This window comes from Bacillus pumilus (assembly GCF_009937765.1).
GTDB classification, from domain to species: Bacteria; Bacillota; Bacilli; order Bacillales; family Bacillaceae; genus Bacillus; species Bacillus pumilus_O.
The window spans coordinates 3,523,375-3,543,762 of record NZ_CP047089.1 but is presented as its reverse complement, the minus strand read 5'-3'; the positions used below and the strand labels follow the sequence as shown (position 1 = coordinate 3,543,762).

Sequence of the window (20,388 nt, the reverse complement as noted above, 5' to 3'; positions counted from 1 at the left end):
TTCAGCCTTTCTTTTTTATGTCTCCTATGACTTTTATACATTGTTCAATATCATCAGATTGTAAGAGGTGAAAAATAGATTGGATGATGGTAAACTCTAAATTCCACCATTCTAATAACTGAAGTTTTTCAATTGTTTCAGATGAAAATCGGTATTTCATGAGCTTTTGCGGATTACCTGCAGCTATGGCATATGACGGCACATCTTTTGTGATCACACTATTTGCTCCAATTACTGCACCGTTTCCTATACATACTCCTGACATAATCGTCGCTCCATATCCAATCCACACGTCGTGTCCTATTTGCACATCTCCTTTTGATTTGGGATGTCCTTTGATGTGGGCAGCTTCTTTGAAAATTTGATTAAACGGATACGTTGTGACCCAATCTGTCCGGTGTTCACCACCAAGAAAAATTTTCACTTCGTTTGCAATGGAACAAAACTTTCCAATGGTTAGTGTCGTTCCTTCCCCCCATGTCAGCACTTGGAAATCTGGTCCAGCATAAGAAAAATCACCGATATTGTACGAGCTCAGTTCACTTCTTTGATTCAGAAACATAGAAGATCACACCTCCTGAAAAGTGATAAATCTTCGTATGTATATGCTGTTTCACACGTTTACATTATGACTGCACAAGCGCAACAATCTGTTTTTTCTTCCAGACCAGCTGATAGTAGCCATATTGAAGGAGTAAGTTCACAAAGAAAGCCGCAGGGTAGCCAATCCATATGCCCTTGATACCAAGGGATGTGTAGTGCGATAACACATAAGCAACTGGTACTTCTACAAGCCAGATGGAGCAAATACTAAAGATCGTTGGCCATAAAACTGTTCCACTTGCTCTCATCGTGGCAGCAACAATTTGGGCTGTTCCAAAAATAAGATAACTCCATAATGTAATGACGACTAAGCTATAGGCAATGTCAATCGTCTTAGAATCTGTTAAAAAGATAGATAAAATCTGTGGTGCAAAGAGATAAACGATGATAATAATGAATCCGCCTATGGCGAAATTGAGCCCTAACCCGATTTTTATTACATCTTTCAAGCGGTTGATATTCCCTGCACCGATGAATTGAGCTGCAAAGATCGAGACTGCAATGCCGAGACTTACCGCCGGCATCTGCACATAGCTCACAACTTGATTGACAACGCCATACGCAGCAGTCGCCTGTGACCCATAATCATTGACGAAAGAAATAACGGCAATTTCTGATAAGGAAATGAGAATCATATTAATGCTCGATGGAATGCTGAGTTTTAATAATGTTTTTAGTAAATCCCCTTTCATCAATAAATGCTTTCTAACCGATGCATCAATGCGAAGCGGGTGCTTTGTCTTATATAAGTAGATATGTAGAATAGTAAACGTCACAATGGTTGAAATTACAGAAGCATACGCAGCGCCGTATAAACCGAACGCCGGCAGTCCGAGCCAGCCAAATAATAAAATTGGCAGCATTAAAATATTCGTTGCTGTACTAATCATTAAGAAATAAAAAGGTGTTTTCGAATCCCCAGTTCCTCGCAGGAAGGTTGTGTAAACAAAATAAAGAAATAAGATGGGCATTGAGATGAATAGAATTCTGGCATAAGCCGCACTTTCTTCCACGATATTCGCAGGTGTCCCCATGAGGTTTAAGATGTCCGTGGCGAAAAAACCTCCAATGATTGCTAAAGAAAGACCGATCAAAAAAGTGAATGAAAGCGTCGTGCCGATAATTTCTTTTAATCTCTGTTCATTTTTTGCTCCATACGCTTGTCCGATCAGGATTGAACTACCCGATCCAATTCCAATGGAAAAAGAAACGAGTAAAAAGAAAAGCGGAAAGAATGCAGAAATGGCAGCTACTGCATCCTCTCCGATCCATCTGCCGACAAGAACGATGGATACAAGCTGTCCGATTGATTGCAAAATATTGCTAAGCAAAAGCGGGACGAGAAAAATGGACATGGTTTTTACTAAAGATTGATTGTTATCTAACGTCATGATGGTTCTCCTTCTCTATCTAAAGATTCTCAGCTAAAATGTTGACAATGTGGTCTTCTATCTCTTTCCCCTTTTCGTCATCAACAAGATGATTTAATAAAATGGAAAAAGCGATTGTCTTTCCGCTCTTCGTGTCAATGTATCCAGAAAGTGTACTGACTGTAGTTAATGAGCCTGTTTTGGCACGTACTTTTTCTAGTGTAGCAGGTTCTTTTAATCTGTTCCTTAACGTCCCTCCGACCATTCGTTCACTTGCCCCAGCTAACGGAAGCGCATGTTCAAAGGTCTTAAACCACTTTTCTTTTTGAATGTTTGCTAAAAATAATGTGAACTGATTGGCAGAAACAAGGTTAATAGGTGATATGCCTGACCCATCTCGCAAAACTGTCAGAGAAGAATCGATGCCAAAGGCAGGAAGCCGTTCATTCATGACATCTAGTCCAGCTTCAAAGCTCCCTTTGTTCTTCACTTTCTTGCCTAGCTCCTTTAGCAAAACTTCTGCATGGGTATTGTTGCTGAGTTTCATCATGGGAACAAGAAGCTCTGATAAAGGCATAGATGAATGGGTGGCAATTTTCTTCGCTTTTTTAGGAACTTGTTTTGTTTTCAGTGGTCCCTTTACTTGGATCCCTTCCGCCTTTAACGCGCGTTTCATTAAATCTAACGCATAAGAGGTTGGTTCCCATAACGCTACCCATTGCCTAGATACACTCGCTTTCACCGGGATAGTTCCAGTCAAAGTGATCTTGTTGGTTCCGTGAGAACGCTTAAAAGAAATTTTCTTTTTCCCGCCTTCTGGTACGGTTTTTACTTGATTGATGACTTGAGGGACAGAAGTCTTCGGAATCATGTCATAGGTCGCTTTTTGCCCTGCCTTTTTGCCTGGCTTTATTTCAAGAATCACTGTTCCGGCATCATAATCTTGATTCGGTGAAGCGGTGAGAGCAGAGATTTGTGCACCGTAATATTGATCCTCATCACTCCAAGGTAAATCAATCGAATATCTTGTGTCATCATACCATGTATCGTCTGCCGCAAGCTGTCCGCGAATCGTATGTATTCCGGCCTTTTTCACTTGTTTGGCAAGTGCTGCAAAATCCTCTTCTAATAAAGTCGGATCTCCGGTACCGCGTAGATACAGACTTCCATGTAACGTTTTCTTTTGAATAGAACCATCCATCCAGATGTCTGTAGGGAATGTGTGTGTTTCTCCAAGTATATCAAGGGCGATGGCTGATGTGAGCAGTTTCATATTAGAAGCAGGAGTAAGGCGAATATCGGCTTGATGTTCATAAAGAAGAGAGGAGTCAGAAGTATCACGGACGCTAATGCCTGAGATTGCGCCTTCTAAATCAGGTGCTTTTCGTATAAATTCATCTAAAGTGGTCATCCACGACAGTGAGCCGTTACGAGCTGTCAGTTGATCATCTTTTGCTGAAAACGGGAGAAATAAAATCGACAGAATGCATATTTGTAAAAACAAGAGCTGTGAAAAACGCTTCACGGAATCCCTCCTTTTTTGTCTCAGCCAATTTTAGAAGAATATGTTCATTATACACAAAAGAACGTTTGTTCTCAAAGGTTTTTTAAACAGAAAAGTCAGCTTTCTTTGACGAAAACTGACATGCCCTTTACCTTTTTTCTGGATTCCAGCCATCGGCTCCGCCAAGAACAGCTTGCACGGTGATTTGACTTGCTTCGTTTTTCGTTAAAATGCTGGACCATTTTACGCGGTTTGTCAAATTGCTTCCTGCCCCTGTCGATCCGTATTCTTTATATCTTGCTGTTCTTTCGTTATCGCGGTTATCCCAGTTATGCCAGCCCTCTGCCTTTATATGATGATCCATTTTTGTATTGAGGAATGTCACAGCAGAATGAGGCCTCCACGGACGTCCTAAATAAACCGATTGAGCAGCAGCCGTCCCCTTTTGCAGCGTAGAATCAATTAATACATAGCCATATTTTTGAGATTCTGTTGTGGATGCTGCAGTAATATACCCATTTCCAAGACTTTTTATTTCAGCTCTTTTAAACACGGCTGTAGCTGATCCAAAAATAAAATCGACCGTACCTTCAATATAGCAGTTTTCATAATATTGCCGGCCTGTACCCGTTGCATAAAGTGTATCTTGATATCCTAAGACACGTATTTGTTTGAACGTAGCCCGGTCACCAGAAACGTACAGTGCAACCGCCTGACCAGCATATCTGCCCGCCGTATTTTGAAAGGTAATATTTTCCGCATAAAAGTCGTTCGCACGAATCATTGTGCTTGAACTATTTGTTGTGCTGCCAGTACTTGCATTTGTATCATTATAGGTCAGAATCGTATTGTCTTGGTCTTCCCCGATCAAGGACACGTAAGGTTTATTTTGCGGAAGCAGGATTTTCTCTTTATACACACCATTTTTAATATAGATCGTTACGCGCTGTTGATTATTTGCTGGAATCGCATCAATGGCAGACTGAACGGTTCGAAACGAGCCATTTCCCTTTTGATCGACCACAAGGACGCGATTTGTTTGATTCTGATGTCCGGCTGCTTGAAGTGAAGCAGAGTTCAATAGCAATAAAGACAAGGCGATCACAATCCATACCTTTCCATACTTCATCGTACATCTCCTCCTCTTTTTGTGAACGTTCTCAATCAAACATTCTTTTTGATCCTATTCATGACGGGCATAAAAAAACACCCACTTCTTGCTGTTATGAGTGTTTTTTAGACTTTTCATATTTCATCGCATAAATCCCTTCATTTTCAATCCATTCACAAAATAGAACGTCTCGATAGGAGGAAATGTGCTGCCTTTTTAATTGCTCACTCAACCATGTTTCGTCAAAGCCAGCTTCTTGTAGATCATCTTTTAAAATTTCACCATCAATAATAAACGTTCTAGGCAATTTGACTTCTTTTCCCTTCACATTCACATCTTCTGCGGTTGCTGTTGCGTATTTCATTTTCGGAAGAACACTGACAGAGCCGTCTGTTTCCAAAATGGCATATTCAATTTCATTCAAGGCAAAATGACCTTTCGCACGAATTAATGTCTGCAGCTGATTAAGATCAAGCATATTTTTCTTCAAGCGATTGTAGTGAATCTTACCTTGATCAATGACTAGTGTCGGTCTTCCTTCTAAAAAGGCCCTGATCCCTTTAAAGCGCTGTGAAAACCATTCAACTGTGTAGATGAGAATGCCCCATACCGCAACAGCAAATAAAATGTGCTGAATTTTGACTTCTGGGTCAAATATAGCGTTTCCGACCATTTCGCCTAAAATGAGTGCAGAAATAAAATCAAATGGCGTGATTTGTGCAAATTGTGTCTTTCCTAATAATTTTGTAATAAAAAATAAAGCGAAAAACCCGATAAAGAGCTCAAGCAAAATACTAATAAACGGCACGAAGATTCCTTCCTTTCTTGCTCTATTTACATACAGCATTTACATGAAAGGAAGGATCTAAACTAGTTATGAAGGTAATAAAACAAAGACCTCATTTCCCTCAACCAATGTTTCATATGTTTTAACGCATCCATCATCTGGTGCTTGAACGTTCCCTGAAGAAAGATCGATTTTCCAATCATGCATTGGACAGAACACATAATCTCCGCTTACCATTCCTTCAGCCAGAACACCGCCTTTATGAGGGCAGCGGTTTTCAATCGCTTTGAATTGCTGTTGAGAGGTTTGAAAAACAGCTAATTCAAGAGTACCTGCTTCAACTGTTTTTCCTAGCTGCATCGGAAAATCTGATAAGGTGCCAATGTGAACTTTTACAACTGAAACTGTCATATGATCTCATCCCTTCAATTGATTGATACAGAAGCCGTTGCTTTTTGAAATAATTGTTTCGTCGCTTTTTGACTCTCGCGAAGCTCCTGCCAAGGCTCATCATACGTGGAAAGTGCGATGTCCATTCTTTGGATCAAGGCTTCTCGTTTTTCATCGTCTAGAAGTACAGATTGGATATGATCTAATCCAAGTCGTTCTACCCAAGCAGAGGTTCTTTCTAAATAGTTTGCCGTTTCTCTGTAATATTGAAGGTATGCAGCTGCCACTTGCTCTACTTCTTCAGCTGTACTGACCTTCATCAATAAATCTCCAGCACGCAGATGCGTGCCGCCATTACCGCCAGCGTACAATTCGAATCCTCCCTCTATCCCCACAATGCCAAGGTCCTTAATGCCAGATTCTGCACAGTTTCTAGGGCAAGCAGAGACAGCCAATTTGACTTTATGCGGTGTCGCAAGACCTTCGAATTTCTTTTCAAGTGCAATACCAAGCGCCATTGAGTCCTGTGTGCCGAACCGGCAAAATTGTTCGCCAACACACGTTTTGACCGTTCTTAAAGATTTTCCATATGCATAACCAGAAGGCATATCCAGGTCCTCCCATACTTTAGGTAAATCTTCTTTTTTGACACCTAGAAGGTCAATACGCTGACCACCCGTCATTTTCACAAGCGGTATTTCATATTTGTCGACGACATCAGCTATTTTTCTCAAGTCATTTGCATTTGTGACGCCACCATACATCCGTGGAACAACCGAATAAGTGCCATCTTTTTGAATATTGGCGTGTAAGCGTTCATTTACATATCTTGAGCTTCTTTCATCTTTGTACTCAAGAGGTTGAAGCATGCCTAAATAGTAGTTCAGGGCAGGTCGGCATTTTGAACAGCCTTCTTCTGTCTCCCAATCAAGTACGCTCATGACTTCCTTGATATGCTGCAAGCCCTTCTCTTTGATTTCGTGAATGACTTCATCTCGTGAAAGAGTGGTGCAAGCGCAAATGGTTTCTTTTTGAGCTGTTCGGTTCGCACCATCGCCCAGCGTGTGCCAAAGAATCTCTTCAACTACGGGTTTACAGCCTCCGCATGATCGTGAGGCACTTGTACATTGCTTGACTTCCTGAAGCGTTGTTAAGCCCTCTTTTTGAATGGCTTCCACAATCTGACCCTTTGAGACCCCGTTACAGCCGCAAACGATATGGTCGTTTGACATACTTTCAATCGTGCTTTCTTGCGCCGGATCATTTGAGGTTAGAACAGACACTTTTTCCTTATCCGACATATCTATCCCTTTTCTAATGTACGAGAATAGGCGGGGTCCATCACTTGTTTCTCCAAACATGACGGCACCTACTAATCGATTTTGCTGGAAGACTAGTTTTTGGTAAATGCCTTTTTGATCATCAAAAATTTTGATCGCTTTTTTCTCATCGTTTTCAATAAAATCACCGGCGGAAAATACGTCAACTCCTGACACTTTCAGCTGTGTTGACATCACAGATCCTTTGTATGGGGCAGGGTTCATGTCACATATATGCCCAGCAAGCACATTCGCTTGGTCATATAAAGGAGCAACAAGACCGTACGTTTGTCCCCTGTGCTCTACACATTCTCCGACGGCATAAATGCCTGGTACACTTGTTTCCATGAAATCATTCACGATTATACCTTTGTTCACTTCAAGTCCACTTATTTCTGCAAGCATTTTACTTGGTTTAATTCCTACAGCCATGACGACGAGGTCTGTCTCAAGTGTTGAGCCATCTGAAAATGATAATCCTTCAACTCTTGTATCTCCTAAAATCTCAGTTGTCTTCTTTCCTAGTAAGAAGTTCATGCCCTGTTCCTCTAATGCTTTTTGGAGAAGCTGACCTGCAGTAGGGTCTAGCTGGCGTTCCATTAAATGGGGACAGAGGTGTATGACATTCACTTCCATGCCTAAGTTAAGTAGGCCGCGTGCTGCTTCCAGTCCAAGAAGTCCGCCTCCAATGACGGCTGCTTTTTTGTACTTGTGAGAGGCACTCACCATTTCCTCTGTATCTTGCAATGTCCGAAAGCCCGTCACACCTTTTTTATCACTTCCTGGAATCGGCAGGATAAACGGTAGGGAGCCTGTAGCTAAAATCAACCGGTCATAAGGCACGGTGCGTCCTTGATCACTGGTGACTGTTTGGTTTTCTGTATCGACCTTCACAATGGTTTCATTTGTAAAAAGCTGAATATCATGCGCCTCATACCAGTTCCAATCGTTTAGTGTAATATCTTCAACCATCGTATCTCCTTGAAGCACCTTTGATAAAAGAATCCGGTTATAGTTAGGATGCGGTTCGCTTCCAAATACCGTCATCTCAAATCGTTCGCTGTCCATTTTTAAAATGTTTTCGATGCTCCGAATACCAGCCATACCGTTCCCCACTAATACGAGTCTTTCTTTCATGATAAAACACCCCTCAAGTGATCATTTTTAGAAAGTACCATCATTTAAACATAGATATAAAATACACCTTTTAATTTCTCACATAGTCTGGTGGCTTTAGGACAGTTCCCTAGCCTCCTTTTTTCATGCTGTGTGACGACGGCAAGTTTTGCTCCACTATCATCATGTGAGCATTCATTTTTAAATCATTGTTCTGTTCATAGGTCATGCCAGAATAATCAGATTCTTCATATTACGGCTCACCATTTTTCTTCTGCGAGTGAAAAAGCCGCATTTGTCTTCATATAGTTGCTAAAATACAAATTGATATGTTGCTTCTTTTAGCGTAACGCGCCCTTCTACGTTTGTCACGGTACCTTCAGCCTTTAAATATGACGAAGTAAGTAAAATTACATCTTCTGAATCATAAAAAGCCATGACCACTATTTGGTCATGGCTTTTCTTTATATGTGTAAACACCCTTTGTTTGACCTATTTTGGCAGAACCGAACTCCCCATTAAATACCGGTCTACCTCATGCGCCACTTGTCTGCCTTCATTAATTGCCCAGACAATCAAGCTTTGCCCGCGTCTTGCATCTCCCGCTGCAAATACACCTTCTACATTTGTTGTATATTCCCCATACTTTGCGTCAATGCGATTGTTTTTGCTGTCCACGCCAAAGTGTTTCACAAGTGGCTGTTCAGTTCCCTCAAAACCAATTGCAATAAAGACTAGCTGAGCTGGCCATACTTTTTCTGTCCCTGGAATCTCATGAAATTCAAACTTCCCATGTTCGTTTTTCACCTTTTCCATTTGGATGGTATGAAGCTCTTTTAATTTTCCATTTTTATCTGCCACTATTTTTGTGGTTTGAATGGAATATTGACGCGGATCTTCCCCGAATTTCGCTTGTGCTTCTTCATAAGCATAATCGAGTGAGAAGACGTAAGGCTGTTCAGGCCACATGTTATCCCCTACACGTGTATCTGGGAGCTTCGGATGCTTCCCGAACTGAACAACACTTTTTGCTTTTTGGCGAAGGGCAGTTGCAACGCAATCTGCACCTGTATCTCCCCCGCCAATGACAATAACGTCTTTTCCTTTTGCATCAATAAAGTTTTTGTCTTTAAATTCTGAATCCAGCATGCTTTTTGTTGCGAGGGTTAAATAATCCATCGCAAGGTGAATCCCTTTAGCTTCCCGGCCTTCAATCAACAAGTCACGCTGCTTTTGTGCACCTGTACAAAGGATAACCGCATCAAACTGTTCTTTCAGTTCATCGGCAGTGACATCTACACCGATTTCCGTGTTTGTCACAAAGTCAATGCCTTCTTGTCTCAACAGTTTGACTCTTCGCTCCACGACTTCTTTGTCCAGCTTCATGTTTGGAATGCCGTATGTCAGCAGTCCGCCAAGGCGGTCAGACCGTTCAAACACGGTAACGGCATGACCTGCTTGGTTTAATTGATCCGCACTTGCTAGTCCTGCTGGTCCTGAGCCGACAATGGCAATTTTTTTGCCTGTACGGCTTGAAGGAATTCTCGGTGTGATCCAGCCATTTTCAAAGCCTTTATCAATGATTGTGCGTTCGATATTTTTAATTGAAACAGCTGGATCATTGATAGCGACTGTACATGATCCTTCGCAAGGCGCTGGACACACTCTTCCAGTAAATTCAGGGAAGTTATTTGTTTTTTGCAGTCTTTCGAGTGCTTCTTTCCATCTCCCGCGATACACAAGGTCGTTCCATTCTGGAATTAAATTGTAGATCGGGCAGCCTGACACACCACCTCTGATCTCCATCCCAATTTGACAAAACGGTGTGCCGCAATCCATACATCTAGCGCCCTGCTTCTTCAATACGTCATCTGTATAAGGAGCTGAATATTCTTTCCAGTCATTTTGACGAGTGAGAGGGTCACGTTCATTTGGCTTTTCTCTTTTATAATCCATAAAACCTGTTGCTTTGCCCATTGTCCTCTCCCCTTTCTTAATGAGCGAGGGCTGCTTTTTGCCCGTTTACCGTTTCTTGATTTTTCGGTTTCGTGTTTGCTTCAAAGGCGAACATGACAGCTTCTTCATGACTAAGGCCCGCTTGTTTTTGTTCTTCAATACTTTGAAGCATCATTTTGTAATTTCTCGGAATCACTTTAATGAATTGATCCTTTTCTTGCGCCCAGTTTTCTAAAAGTGCCGAAGCTTTTGCGCTGTTTGTATAGTGAAGGTGCTCTTGAATCAGCTGTTTCACTTCTTGCTCTTCATCACGATCTGTGAGTTTTTCAAACATGATCATTTCCATGTTGCACATTCTTTTGAATTGTTTCGCATCGGAAGTATGGACGTAAGCTACGCCGCCAGACATGCCTGCACCGAAGTTTTTTCCGACGTCTCCTAAAATGACGACACGTCCGCCTGTCATGTATTCACAGCCGTGATCACCGATTCCTTCAACAACCACATGCACTCCTGAATTACGAACGGCAAAGCGTTCACCTGCACGTCCGTTAATAAAGGCCTTTCCGCTTGTCGCTCCGTAGAATGCAACGTTTCCGACAATGACGTTTTCATGTCCATTTTGTACAAAGTGATCAGAGGTTTTGACGGCAATTTTGCCTCCAGAGAGTCCTTTGCCAATATAGTCATTTGAATCACCCGTTAAATAGAGAGACATGCCCTTTGGTACAAATGCGCCAAAGCTTTGTCCTGCGGAACCAGTAAACCTTAATGTGATCGTATCTTCTGGCAAGCCTTCTTCCCCGTAGCGCTTAGACACTTCACTTCCAGTAATGGTTCCTGCCACACGATTGATATTGCGAATATTCAATGATAGATCAACCGGTGTTTGATGATTCAGCGCTTCCTGTACATAAGGGAGGATTTCATTCATATCCAGTGATTCATCAATTTTATGATTTTGCGGTGTTCTGAATGTACGAGCTCCTTCTGGCTGATAAAGCAGTGTTTCAAGGTCTAGCTGGCCTGCTTTCCAGTGAGCTTTTGCTCGTTCGCTAACTCCTAGAACATCCGTGCGTCCAATTAATTCATCCATTGATGTAAAGCCAAGCTCTGCTATGATTTCTCTGACTTCCTCTGCAATAAACATCATGAAATTCACAATGTGGTCAGGGTTTCCCATGAATTTTTTACGAAGCTCTGGATTCTGTGTAGCGACACCGACTGGGCAAGTATCTAAATGACATGCTCTCATCATGACGCAGCCCAATACGACAAGTGGAGCTGTTGCAAAGCCATATTCCTCTGCTCCTAAGATCGCAGCCATGACAACGTCGCGGCCAGTCATTAACTTTCCGTCCGTTTCAAGAACGACTCTTTCGCGAAGGCCGTTTAGCACAAGGGTTTGATGCGCTTCTGCCAAACCGAGCTCCCAAGGAAGTCCTGTATGTTTAATACTCGTTTTCGGGGAAGCTCCTGTGCCGCCGTCGTATCCACTGATGACAATGACATCCGCCGTCCCTTTTGCAACACCTGCTGCAATCGTACCAACACCTGCTTTAGACACAAGCTTGACGCTGATACGTGCATCACGGTTCGCGTTTTTCAAATCATGGATCAGCTGCGCCAAATCCTCGATGGAATAAATATCATGATGCGGCGGTGGTGAAATCAACCCAACGCCTGGTGTAGATCCGCGTACATCAGCAACCCAAGGGTATACTTTATTTCCTGGCAGCTGTCCGCCTTCTCCAGGTTTTGCTCCCTGTGCCATTTTAATTTGCAATTCATCTGCATTGACCAAATAATGACTCTTCACGCCAAAGCGTCCAGAAGCAATTTGTTTAATCGCACTTCTGCGATCATCGCCGTGCTCATCAACTGTAAAGCGAGCAGGGTCTTCTCCGCCCTCTCCGCTGTTACTTTTACCGCCAATTCGGTTCATGGCAATGGCAAGCGCTTCGTGCGCTTCTTTACTTAAAGACCCAAATGACATGGCACCTGTCTTGAATCGGCGCACGATGGATTCAGCAGATTCAACATCTTCCAAACGAACTGGTTTTTGCTTTGGCTGAAAAGCAAATAAATTTCGAAGGAAGCCGATTCTTTCTTCATCCGCAGCCTTTGTATATTGCTTAAATAGATCGTAATCTTCATTGCGGCATGCCCACTGAAGCGTATGAATCGTTTTTGGATTAAAGGCATGGTGCTCACCATTTTTTCTCCACTGGAAATCACTGCCTGATTCGAGTGTTTGGTCAGTCGCTGCCTGATACCCTGCTTCATGACGGAGTTTTGCTTCATGTGCAATGGTCTCAAGGTCAATCCCGCCAAGCTGAGAAGCGGTTCCCGTGAAATACGCCTGAATGACGTCTTCACTAATGCCGACGGCTTCAAAGATTTGCGCTCCTCTGTAGCTTTGCACAGTGGAGATTCCCACTTTAGACATGACTTTGACGACACCTTCGGTTACGCTTTTCCCAAACTTTGTGACTGCTTCATCAAAGCTGAATGAGATGGCTTCTTCTGCAATCAACTGTTTGTACGTTTCATAAACAAGATAAGGATGAATGGCATCTGCACCGTAGCCAATCAGTGCGGCAAAATGATGGACCTCTCTCACTTCTCCAGATTCAACGATCAGACTCACCTTTGTCCGTAAGCCTTGACGCACAAGATGTTGATGCAGTGCACTTAGCGCTAGTAGTGGTGGGATTGGCACCTTTTGTTCTGTCATGTCACGATCTGAAAGGATTAATAAAGATACACCTTCACGAATCGCTTTTTCTGCCTCTTCAAACATCGCATCCAGCCCGCGCTTTAAATCATCGGTGAAAAGAGTATGAATCGTTTTGCTTTTAAAGGCATTATGAACAATTGTTTTCAAACCGTTAAACTGCCCGCTTGTTAAGACGGGTGTATACAATTTAATTCGCCGGCATGAATATTCATTCGGATGTAAAATATCTCCTTCAGCACCTAGCCACGTCATCGTAGATGTCACAAGCTGCTCACGAATGGCATCAATCGGCGGGTTCGTCACTTGTGCAAACAACTGCTTGAAATAAGAAAACAGAGACTGCGCACGATCAGATAACACAGCAAGTGGTGTGTCGCTTCCCATTGAACCAATTGGGTCCTTGCCTTCTTCTAGTAAAGGAATTAAATACTTTTGAATGTCCTCATACGTATAATGGAACGCACGCTGGCGCGTCAATAAATCATCCATTATACTAGAATTTTCTGAATTTTCTTCCGAGCGATTGACGTGCACCATTTCTTCATCAAGCCATTTTTGATAAGGAAGTTCATTCGCAATCGTCGATTTCACTTCTTCGTCAGAAATAATTCGTCCTTCTTCTAAGTCAATTAGTAGCATTTTACCTGGCTCAAGACGATCTTTATACTTCACATCCTCTTCATTTGTGTCGATCACACCGACCTCAGAAGAGAAAATAATATGATCATCATTTGTGACATAGTATCTTGCCGGTCTTAATCCGTTTCGGTCTAAGATGGCTCCAATTTGTTTACCATCAGTAAAGGAAATGGCTGTTGGCCCATCCCACGGCTCCATAAGAGAACTATGGTATTCATAAAATGCCCGTTTCTCTTTCGACATGTGCGTGTTTTCAGTCCATGGTTCTGGAATCAGCATCATGGCTGTATGAGCAGGTGTACGTCCTGCAAGCACAAAGAATTCAAAGGCATTGTCTAGAATGGATGAATCACTTCCGTCTGCATTCAGCACTGGCAAAATCTTGTCTAAATCGTCTCCGAAAGCTTCAGATACGAATTGTTGTTCTCTTGCTCTCATCCAATTGATGTTTCCTCTTAATGTGTTAATTTCACCGTTGTGAATCAAGTAACGGTTTGGATGGGCTCTTTCCCATGTAGGAAATGTATTTGTACTAAATCGTGAATGAACAAGTGAAAATGCAGAAACAAATGTTTCATCCTGAAGATCAAGATAAAAAGCATCGACTTGATCTGATGTTAAAAGCCCCTTGTATACAATGGTTTGACTCGACAAGCTGACAAAGTAAAATTGCTTTTCCTCTTCTGTTCCCCAGTTCTCAGCCTGCTTACGAATGACATATAATTTTCTTTCAAATGACAAACGATCTGTGATCTTGTCGTTTGCCCCGATAAAGACTTGCCTCACAACCGGACAGCTCTTCGCTGCGACAGTACCAATTTTCCCAGCATCAACAGGAACGGTTCTCCAGCCAATCAATGTTTGACCTTCTTGCTTAATGAACCCGTTGATTTTCTGTTCGATGGCTTGACGCGTTTTCTCGTCATCCTCTTTTGAAAAGAAGACCATTCCTACCCCGTAACGGCCCTTTTCAGGAAGTGCAAAGTCTTTGCAGCTTCTTCTAAAGAAAGCGTCTGGCAGTTGTACCATTAAACCGGCACCATCACCTGTATACGGATCACTGCCTTGCCCGCCGCGGTGATCAAGCTGGCATAGCATTTGTAATCCCTTTTTGACGATGCTGTGTGTCGCTTCCCCTTTTAAATGAGCGTACAGTCCGATCCCACATGCATCATGTTCAAATTCAGGACGGTAGAGACCTTGTGGTTGTGGTAGTTGATTATAAGTCATCGTTTCTCTCCCCCGTTTTAAAGATCCGTTTTTTCAAAGTAATAAAATCTCACAAACTCTGTAACTTATTTTAAGTTTTCAAATTAATATAAACAATATATAATTTAGATGAAAACAATCTCTTTTTGAGATAGATGGGTGTGAAGTGTAAAAATGGAGCTTCGTCAATTGCGTTATTTTGTAGAAGTCGCAGACCGTGAACACGTGTCAGAAGCGGCTGAAAACTTACATGTTGCCCAATCTGCGATCAGTCGGCAGATTGCGAATTTAGAAGAAGAACTTGGAGTGGCCTTATTCGAACGAGAAGGACGAAATATCAAATTAACGAAGATTGGCAGGCAATTTTTAGATCATGTCAGAACAGCACTCAAAGCCATTGATTATGCGAAAGAGCAAATTGATGAATATTTAGATCCGCACAAAGGAACTGTCAATATTGGCTTTCCTACTAGCCTAGCAAGCCAAGTGCTACCTTCTGTCATTTCCGCCTTTAAGCAGGAATACCCAGAGGTCGATTTTTTACTTCGTCAAGGATCCTATAAATTTCTCATTGAAGCTGTAAAAAATCGAGATATTGATCTCGCCTTTTTAGGACCTGTACCGACAAACGACCCTCAAATAGAAGGAAATATTTTGTTTTCAGAAAGCATTTATGCCTTGCTGCCTGTCAGCCACCCCTTTAGCGGACAAAGGAGTATTCATTTAAGTGATTTAAGAAAAGATCATTTCGTATTATTTCCGGAAGGATATGTGCTGAGACAAATTGCGGTAGATGCTTGTAAGCAGGCAGGCTATGAACCAACCATTTCATCAGAGGGAGAAGATTTAGACGCCATTAAAGGTCTCGTATCAGCGGGTATGGGCGTTACCTTATTACCCGAAAGTGCTTTTTATGAAACCACACCGCGATTTACAGTGAAAATTCCGATCGATTTTCCGCAGGTGAGAAGAACCGTTGGCATTATTGCTTCTAAATCACGAGAAATGTCTCCATCCGCTCATGATTTTTATGTGTTTGTGAAGGATTTCTTTTCTAAAATCGAACAATATAAATAATTCATTCAAACAAGACATTTCATTTGTAGAAATAAACCCTCTTTGTATATGATGGGTTACAGAACAACAGACTATATGGAAGAAAGGTATTTGTATGAAATCAATTTTATCGTTTTTAAAGCCTTATCGGCTATCCGTTGTGTCCATTGTGATCCTCACCTTTTTAAGCAGTATGCTCCAGCTGTATTTACCGACGCTTACGGCAGATATCGTCGATGTCGGGATCGTCCAAGGAGATATTGCTTACATATGGAAGGTTGGCGGCTGGATGGTGGCTTGTTCTCTACTTGCCATCTTGCTCACGATCTGGAAATCTTACTTGTCATCAAAGACTGCACTTGGCTTCGGGCGTGATATGAGAAGACAGCTTTTTGTGCATGTCGAACAATTTTCACTAGAAGAATTTCAAAAAATCGGCACGTCTTCCTTTATTACAAGATCGACAAATGATGTGAAACAAGTCCAAGATGTTACGATCATGATTTTACAAATGATGACGAGAGCCCCGCTCATGCTTGTGGGCGGAATTATTTTGGCTGTATCCCGAGATGCTGTCCTATCTCTCATCTTTTTAGCAGCCCTTCCCCTTCTTGGCGGATTTATCTATTTAGTATCGAGAAAGGCCATTCCGCTCTTCGGTCAGCTTCAGAAAAAAACAGACCGACTGAATTTAATTATGCGAGAATCTCTTTCAGGCATCCGGGTCATTCGTGCTTTTAACCGTGTAGATGATGAAAAGGAACGTTTTCAAGAAGCCAACACATCCTACAAGGATACGGGCCTTAGAGTTAACCGTTTAATGGCTTACTTGTTTCCATTTATGCTCATCATCATGAACTTCACAAATATCGGCATCGTCTGGCTTGGTGCAAACCGAATTGATGCCGGAGAGATGGAAGTTGGGAATCTGATTGCCTTTATCCAATATGCGATGATGATTTTAATGGCACTGATTATGCTGTCAATGAGTTTTATTATGGTTCCAAGAGCACAAGCATCAGCTAAACGCATGAACGAAGTGTTAAACATGGAACCGAAAATTCAAGACAATGAAGGAACGGTTACTGACCTGCGTGCGCCCGCACAATCCATTCGCTTTGAGGATGTGTCATTTTATTACTCAAATGCGGAAAAACCGGCGGTTCAAGATATTACATTTGAAGCCAAAACTGGCGAAACGACAGCTATTATCGGCAGTACAGGTTCAGGGAAAACCACCCTTCTCCAGCTAATGACGCGATTTTACGAAGCGACAGAAGGCCGGATTACACTTGATGGTGTAGACATTAGAGATTTGCCTCAGGAGAAACTGAGAAGCCAGATGGGCTATGTTTCTCAAAAAGCGGTTTTATTTAGTGGAACCATTGCCGATAATGTGCGATTTGGCAGACAGGATGCAAGCGATGAAGATGTTTGGCAGGCGCTTCGCACGGCGCAGGCAGAAGAATTTGTTTTGCAAAAAGATGGCGGCATCGATGCGGAAATTGACCAGGGTGGATCGAATCTATCTGGCGGTCAAAAGCAACGTCTTTCTATTGCAAGAGCGCTGGTGAGAAAGCCGTCATTCTATCTGTTTGACGATAGTTTCTCAGCACTTGATTATAAAACAGATGCAAAGCTTCGGGCATCATTAGAAGCCGAAAAAGCACATGCTGCTCTCATCATTGTGGCGCAAAGAATTAGCACAGTGAAGCATAGTGATAAAATCATCGTACTAGATGAAGGGAAAATTGCAGGTATCGGAACGCATGAACAATTACTGAAGGACAATCTTGTCTATCAAGAGATTGTGGCATCACAGGAAGGTCAGGAGGTGGAGCGAGGATGAGTAAGAAAATGTCTTCCGGCATGGGCCATAAAGGCGGCCACCCTAGAGGGCCTGTCGCAAAACCAAAGGAATTTAAGAAAACACTAATTCGTTTGATTGGCTATTTGAAACCGAGAAAATTTCAGCTGATCCTTGTTTTTATTGCAGCGGTCGGTTCAACCGTTTTTAATGTCATTAGTCCAAAGCTGCTAGGGGATGCCACCTCTTCCCTATTTGACAGCTTTACTCAAGGAACGGCTGTTCAATTTGATGTCATTTCGCGGATTTTATTACTGCTTATCCTATTATATGTCGTTGCCTCTCTCTTTTCATTTGTTCAGCAATATGTGATGGCGGGTGTCTCCCAACAGACCATTGCTGAATTGAGGCAGGAAGCAAATGACAAGCTCACCCGTCTCCCCCTTCGATATTTTGATAAAACAACCCATGGGGACACACTGAGCCGTGTGATGAATGACATCGATAATATTAATACTTCGCTTCAACAGGCACTCACCCAAGTGATTACATCTGTCATCACGGTCATTGGGATTGTTGTCATGATGCTATTCATTAGTCCGCTTCTGACCTTGCTCGTTTGTTTGACGCTACCGCTCAGCCTGTTTGCGATTCGCGGCATTACGTCATTTTCTCAAAAACATTTTAAAGCGCAGCAAAAAGAGCTTGGGATGATCAATGGACATATTAATGAAATGTTCACAGGGCACCAAACGGTTCGTGCATATGGCTATGAAAAGAAAGCGATCGATACATTTGATCAATTAAACGAACAGCTATATGAATCATCGAGAAAAGCGCAGTTCATTTCCGGCTTAATGATGCCATTGATGACGTTTATCGGGAACCTTGGCTATGTGGCAGTCAGTGTAGCTGGCGGTATTCTTGTAATAAACGGGAATATTCGTGTCGGGGATGTGCAGGCGTTTATCCAATATACGCAGCAAATGTCTCAACCGCTCGTGCAAGCATCAAGCGTCGCCAACTTGGTTCAATCAGCGATTGCTTCTGCTGAAAGGGTGTTTGACATCCTGGATGAGGAAGAAGAAAATGCTGAGGAAGATGCAGCAATTGACCTTGAATCACTTTCAGGCGATGTGAGCTTTGAACAAGTTCAATTTGGATATGAAAAAGACCATCCGATTATTAAAAATTTGAGTTTAGATGTCAAAGAAGGTCAAACGGTTGCGATTGTTGGGCCAACAGGCGCTGGAAAAACAACCATCATCAATCTTTTAATGCGTTTCTATGAATTAGATCAAGGCTCTATCCGCATCGGTGGCGTCAAAACTACTGATCTCAGCCGTCAGCAAGTACGCGACTTATTTGCGATGGTTCTTCAGGATACGTGGCTTTTTGAAGGGACGATTCATGACAATATTGCCTATGGCAGGCAGAACGTCTCAAAAGAGGATGTCATCAAAGCCGCCAAACATGCATATGCTGATGACTTCATCCGCACGCTTCCAGACGGATATGACACACTCTTAACAGAAGATGCCGGCAATTTGTCCCAAGGTCAGCGCCAGCTGTTAACCATCGCCCGTGCGATTTTATCTGATCCAAAGATCTTAATATTAGATGAAGCGACGAGCAGTGTGGATACACGGACAGAGATGCACATTCAAAAAGCGATGAATGAATTGATGAACGGCAGAACGAGCTTTGTCATTGCACACAGACTGTCGACGATTAAAGATGCCGACCTTATTCTAGTCATGAAAGATGGTACCATCATTGAAAAAGGAACACACAGCGAACTCTTAAAACAAAATGGCTTTTATGCAGACTTATATATGAGCCAATTTACCGAGAATCAAGTCGGTTAATATCAAAAAGGATAGACGCGCATCCCTGCGGTCTATCCTTTTTTGGTTAATCTAAGTGCTTTTTCACTTTTACACTGAGTTTCGTTATATACTCTGCTTCATCTTTAGACATGAGTGAATGAAGCAAATACTCTTCAAATACATCTCCATCTAGTATCATGTCCTCTTTTTCAATTTCATCTAACAAGCGCGAATAAGCAGATTCAATCTCTTCATATGATCCTTGATCATACATCACCGCATAAAGGCCAGCAGGTTTTTTAACTGCTTCCGGCGCTTCCATTCGGCAGAACAACTGATCTGACTGATGATATTGACGCTGAAGGAACTGTTCCTTTTTTAAGACAGCTCCATTTGCAGCAGCCCCTTTTATGCCAATTTCCTTTAGAAAATGTCCTACAATACGAGATATTTCTTCTACGGATGTATTCATGTCGATCGGGTTTGATGCGCTTAGTACAACTGGTTCTTCCGGCAGCTCTTGAAACAGCACCTCCCCTATTTTCACAGTTGATAATTCATGCGTTGTCTCCACCACCCGCATAAGAAAAGACTGGATATCTTGAAGTTTTTCAATCTCTTGTTTGACCTTTTCTATTTGTTCAGCTGCTAGGCTTTGAAGCCTTTCGCGGGAAGGCTCAGTGAAATATTGTTTTAACTCTTTTATCGGAAATTGCACAGCACGAAGGGATTGGATCGCTATGAAATGGTCAAATTGCTCAAGGGTATAGTAACGGTACCCATTTTCATGGACACCAGCAGGCTTAAATAAATCAATTTTATCGTAATAAAACAAGGTATCTTTCTTCACATCAAATAACTTGGCAAATTCTCCAGTGAAAAATGTTTTTTGCACATCATTCATCAAAATTAAGGCTCCTCTCTTGACTATGGAGTTACTCCACCCTTTATG

At 42.2% G+C, this 20,388-nt stretch carries 13 protein-coding genes and 1 pseudogene; 3 read left to right on the top strand and 11 right to left on the bottom strand.

Annotation, left to right across the window (positions count from 1 at the left end; translation table 11 throughout):
- Position 1 precedes the first annotated feature (1 nt).
- The 10 genes and pseudogenes from GPS65_RS17810 to gltB all read right to left on the bottom strand — a co-directional run bounded on the left by GPS65_RS17810 (position 2) and on the right by gltB (position 14,765).
- Complete coding sequence (locus tag GPS65_RS17810; RefSeq protein WP_012010203.1) at positions 2–562, bottom strand: CatB-related O-acetyltransferase; 561 nt, start codon at positions 560–562, stop codon at positions 2–4.
- Positions 563–626: 64 nt separating this feature from the next.
- A complete protein-coding gene (locus GPS65_RS17805) occupies positions 627–1,994 on the bottom strand; it encodes an MATE family efflux transporter (protein WP_119124975.1) in 1,368 nt (455 codons plus the stop codon).
- A gap of 19 nt (positions 1,995–2,013) precedes the next feature.
- Positions 2,014–3,498: a D-alanyl-D-alanine carboxypeptidase/D-alanyl-D-alanine endopeptidase gene (gene dacB, locus GPS65_RS17800; RefSeq protein ID WP_119124976.1), complete on the bottom strand. Its 1,485-nt coding sequence runs from the start codon at positions 3,496–3,498 to the stop codon at positions 2,014–2,016.
- 127 nt (positions 3,499–3,625) lie between these two features.
- Entirely contained in the window at positions 3,626–4,606 is a 981-nt protein-coding gene (locus GPS65_RS17795; RefSeq protein WP_119124977.1) for a pectinesterase family protein, read from the bottom strand.
- Between the two features lie 94 nt (positions 4,607–4,700).
- Complete coding sequence (locus GPS65_RS17790) at positions 4,701–5,396, bottom strand: DUF421 domain-containing protein (protein WP_041815618.1); 696 nt, start codon at positions 5,394–5,396, stop codon at positions 4,701–4,703.
- 66 nt (positions 5,397–5,462) lie between these two features.
- Positions 5,463–5,786, bottom strand: coding sequence for a nitrite reductase small subunit NirD (gene nirD / locus GPS65_RS17785; protein ID WP_012010208.1), 324 nt, complete (start codon positions 5,784–5,786; stop codon positions 5,463–5,465).
- A 14-nt stretch (positions 5,787–5,800) separates the two neighbouring features.
- Positions 5,801–8,221, bottom strand: a complete 2,421-nt coding sequence (gene nirB / locus GPS65_RS17780) for a nitrite reductase large subunit NirB (RefSeq protein WP_012010209.1) — start codon at positions 8,219–8,221, stop codon at positions 5,801–5,803.
- 309 nt (positions 8,222–8,530) lie between these two features.
- Positions 8,531–8,617, bottom strand: a pseudogene (locus GPS65_RS19905) (hypothetical protein); the annotation flags it as partial.
- A 75-nt stretch (positions 8,618–8,692) separates the two neighbouring features.
- Entirely contained in the window at positions 8,693–10,177 is a 1,485-nt protein-coding gene (gltD, locus tag GPS65_RS17775; RefSeq protein WP_119124978.1) for a glutamate synthase small subunit, read from the bottom strand.
- A gap of 16 nt (positions 10,178–10,193) precedes the next feature.
- The gene (gltB, locus tag GPS65_RS17770; RefSeq protein WP_144482366.1) at positions 10,194–14,765 is read right to left on the bottom strand and encodes a glutamate synthase large subunit; all 4,572 of its coding nucleotides are present in this window, start codon (positions 14,763–14,765) and stop codon (positions 10,194–10,196) included.
- 153 nt (positions 14,766–14,918) lie between these two features.
- Here gltB and gltC point away from each other — a divergent pair, with 153 nt between their 5' ends.
- From gltC to GPS65_RS17755, 3 genes are all read left to right on the top strand, one after another.
- A complete protein-coding gene (gene gltC, locus GPS65_RS17765) occupies positions 14,919–15,821 on the top strand; it encodes a glutamate biosynthesis transcriptional regulator GltC (protein ID WP_012010212.1) in 903 nt (300 codons plus the stop codon).
- Positions 15,822–15,915: 94 nt separating this feature from the next.
- On the top strand, positions 15,916–17,649 hold the full coding sequence (locus tag GPS65_RS17760; RefSeq protein ID WP_119124980.1) for an ABC transporter ATP-binding protein: 1,734 nt from the start codon (positions 15,916–15,918) through the stop codon (positions 17,647–17,649).
- Entirely contained in the window at positions 17,646–19,475 is a 1,830-nt protein-coding gene (locus GPS65_RS17755; protein ID WP_041815624.1) for an ABC transporter ATP-binding protein, read from the top strand. Before GPS65_RS17760 ends, GPS65_RS17755 begins: the two co-directional genes overlap by 4 nt.
- 46 nt (positions 19,476–19,521) lie before the next feature.
- Here GPS65_RS17755 and GPS65_RS17750 read toward each other — a convergent pair whose 3' ends face one another.
- Complete coding sequence (locus tag GPS65_RS17750; RefSeq protein ID WP_119124981.1) at positions 19,522–20,343, bottom strand: MerR family transcriptional regulator; 822 nt, start codon at positions 20,341–20,343, stop codon at positions 19,522–19,524.
- Between the last annotated feature and the right edge of the window lie 45 nt (positions 20,344–20,388).

What these genes read in the sequence shown, in the direction of transcription:
- GPS65_RS17755 (WP_041815624.1), top strand. Translation starts at nt 17,646, where the DNA reads ATGAGTAAGAAAATGTCTTCCGGCATGGGCCATAAAGGCGGCCACCCT.
- GPS65_RS17795 (WP_119124977.1), bottom strand. Translation starts at nt 4,606, where the DNA reads ATGAAGTATGGAAAGGTATGGATTGTGATCGCCTTGTCTTTATTGCTA.
- gltD (WP_119124978.1), bottom strand. Translation starts at nt 10,177, where the DNA reads ATGGGCAAAGCAACAGGTTTTATGGATTATAAAAGAGAAAAGCCAAAT.
- GPS65_RS17805 (WP_119124975.1), bottom strand. Translation starts at nt 1,994, where the DNA reads ATGACGTTAGATAACAATCAATCTTTAGTAAAAACCATGTCCATTTTT.
- gltC (WP_012010212.1), top strand. Translation starts at nt 14,919, where the DNA reads ATGGAGCTTCGTCAATTGCGTTATTTTGTAGAAGTCGCAGACCGTGAA.
- nirD (WP_012010208.1), bottom strand. Translation starts at nt 5,786, where the DNA reads ATGACAGTTTCAGTTGTAAAAGTTCACATTGGCACCTTATCAGATTTT.
- nirB (WP_012010209.1), bottom strand. Translation starts at nt 8,221, where the DNA reads ATGAAAGAAAGACTCGTATTAGTGGGGAACGGTATGGCTGGTATTCGG.
- GPS65_RS17810 (WP_012010203.1), bottom strand. Translation starts at nt 562, where the DNA reads ATGTTTCTGAATCAAAGAAGTGAACTGAGCTCGTACAATATCGGTGAT.
- gltB (WP_144482366.1), bottom strand. Translation starts at nt 14,765, where the DNA reads ATGACTTATAATCAACTACCACAACCACAAGGTCTCTACCGTCCTGAA.
- GPS65_RS17760 (WP_119124980.1), top strand. Translation starts at nt 15,916, where the DNA reads ATGAAATCAATTTTATCGTTTTTAAAGCCTTATCGGCTATCCGTTGTG.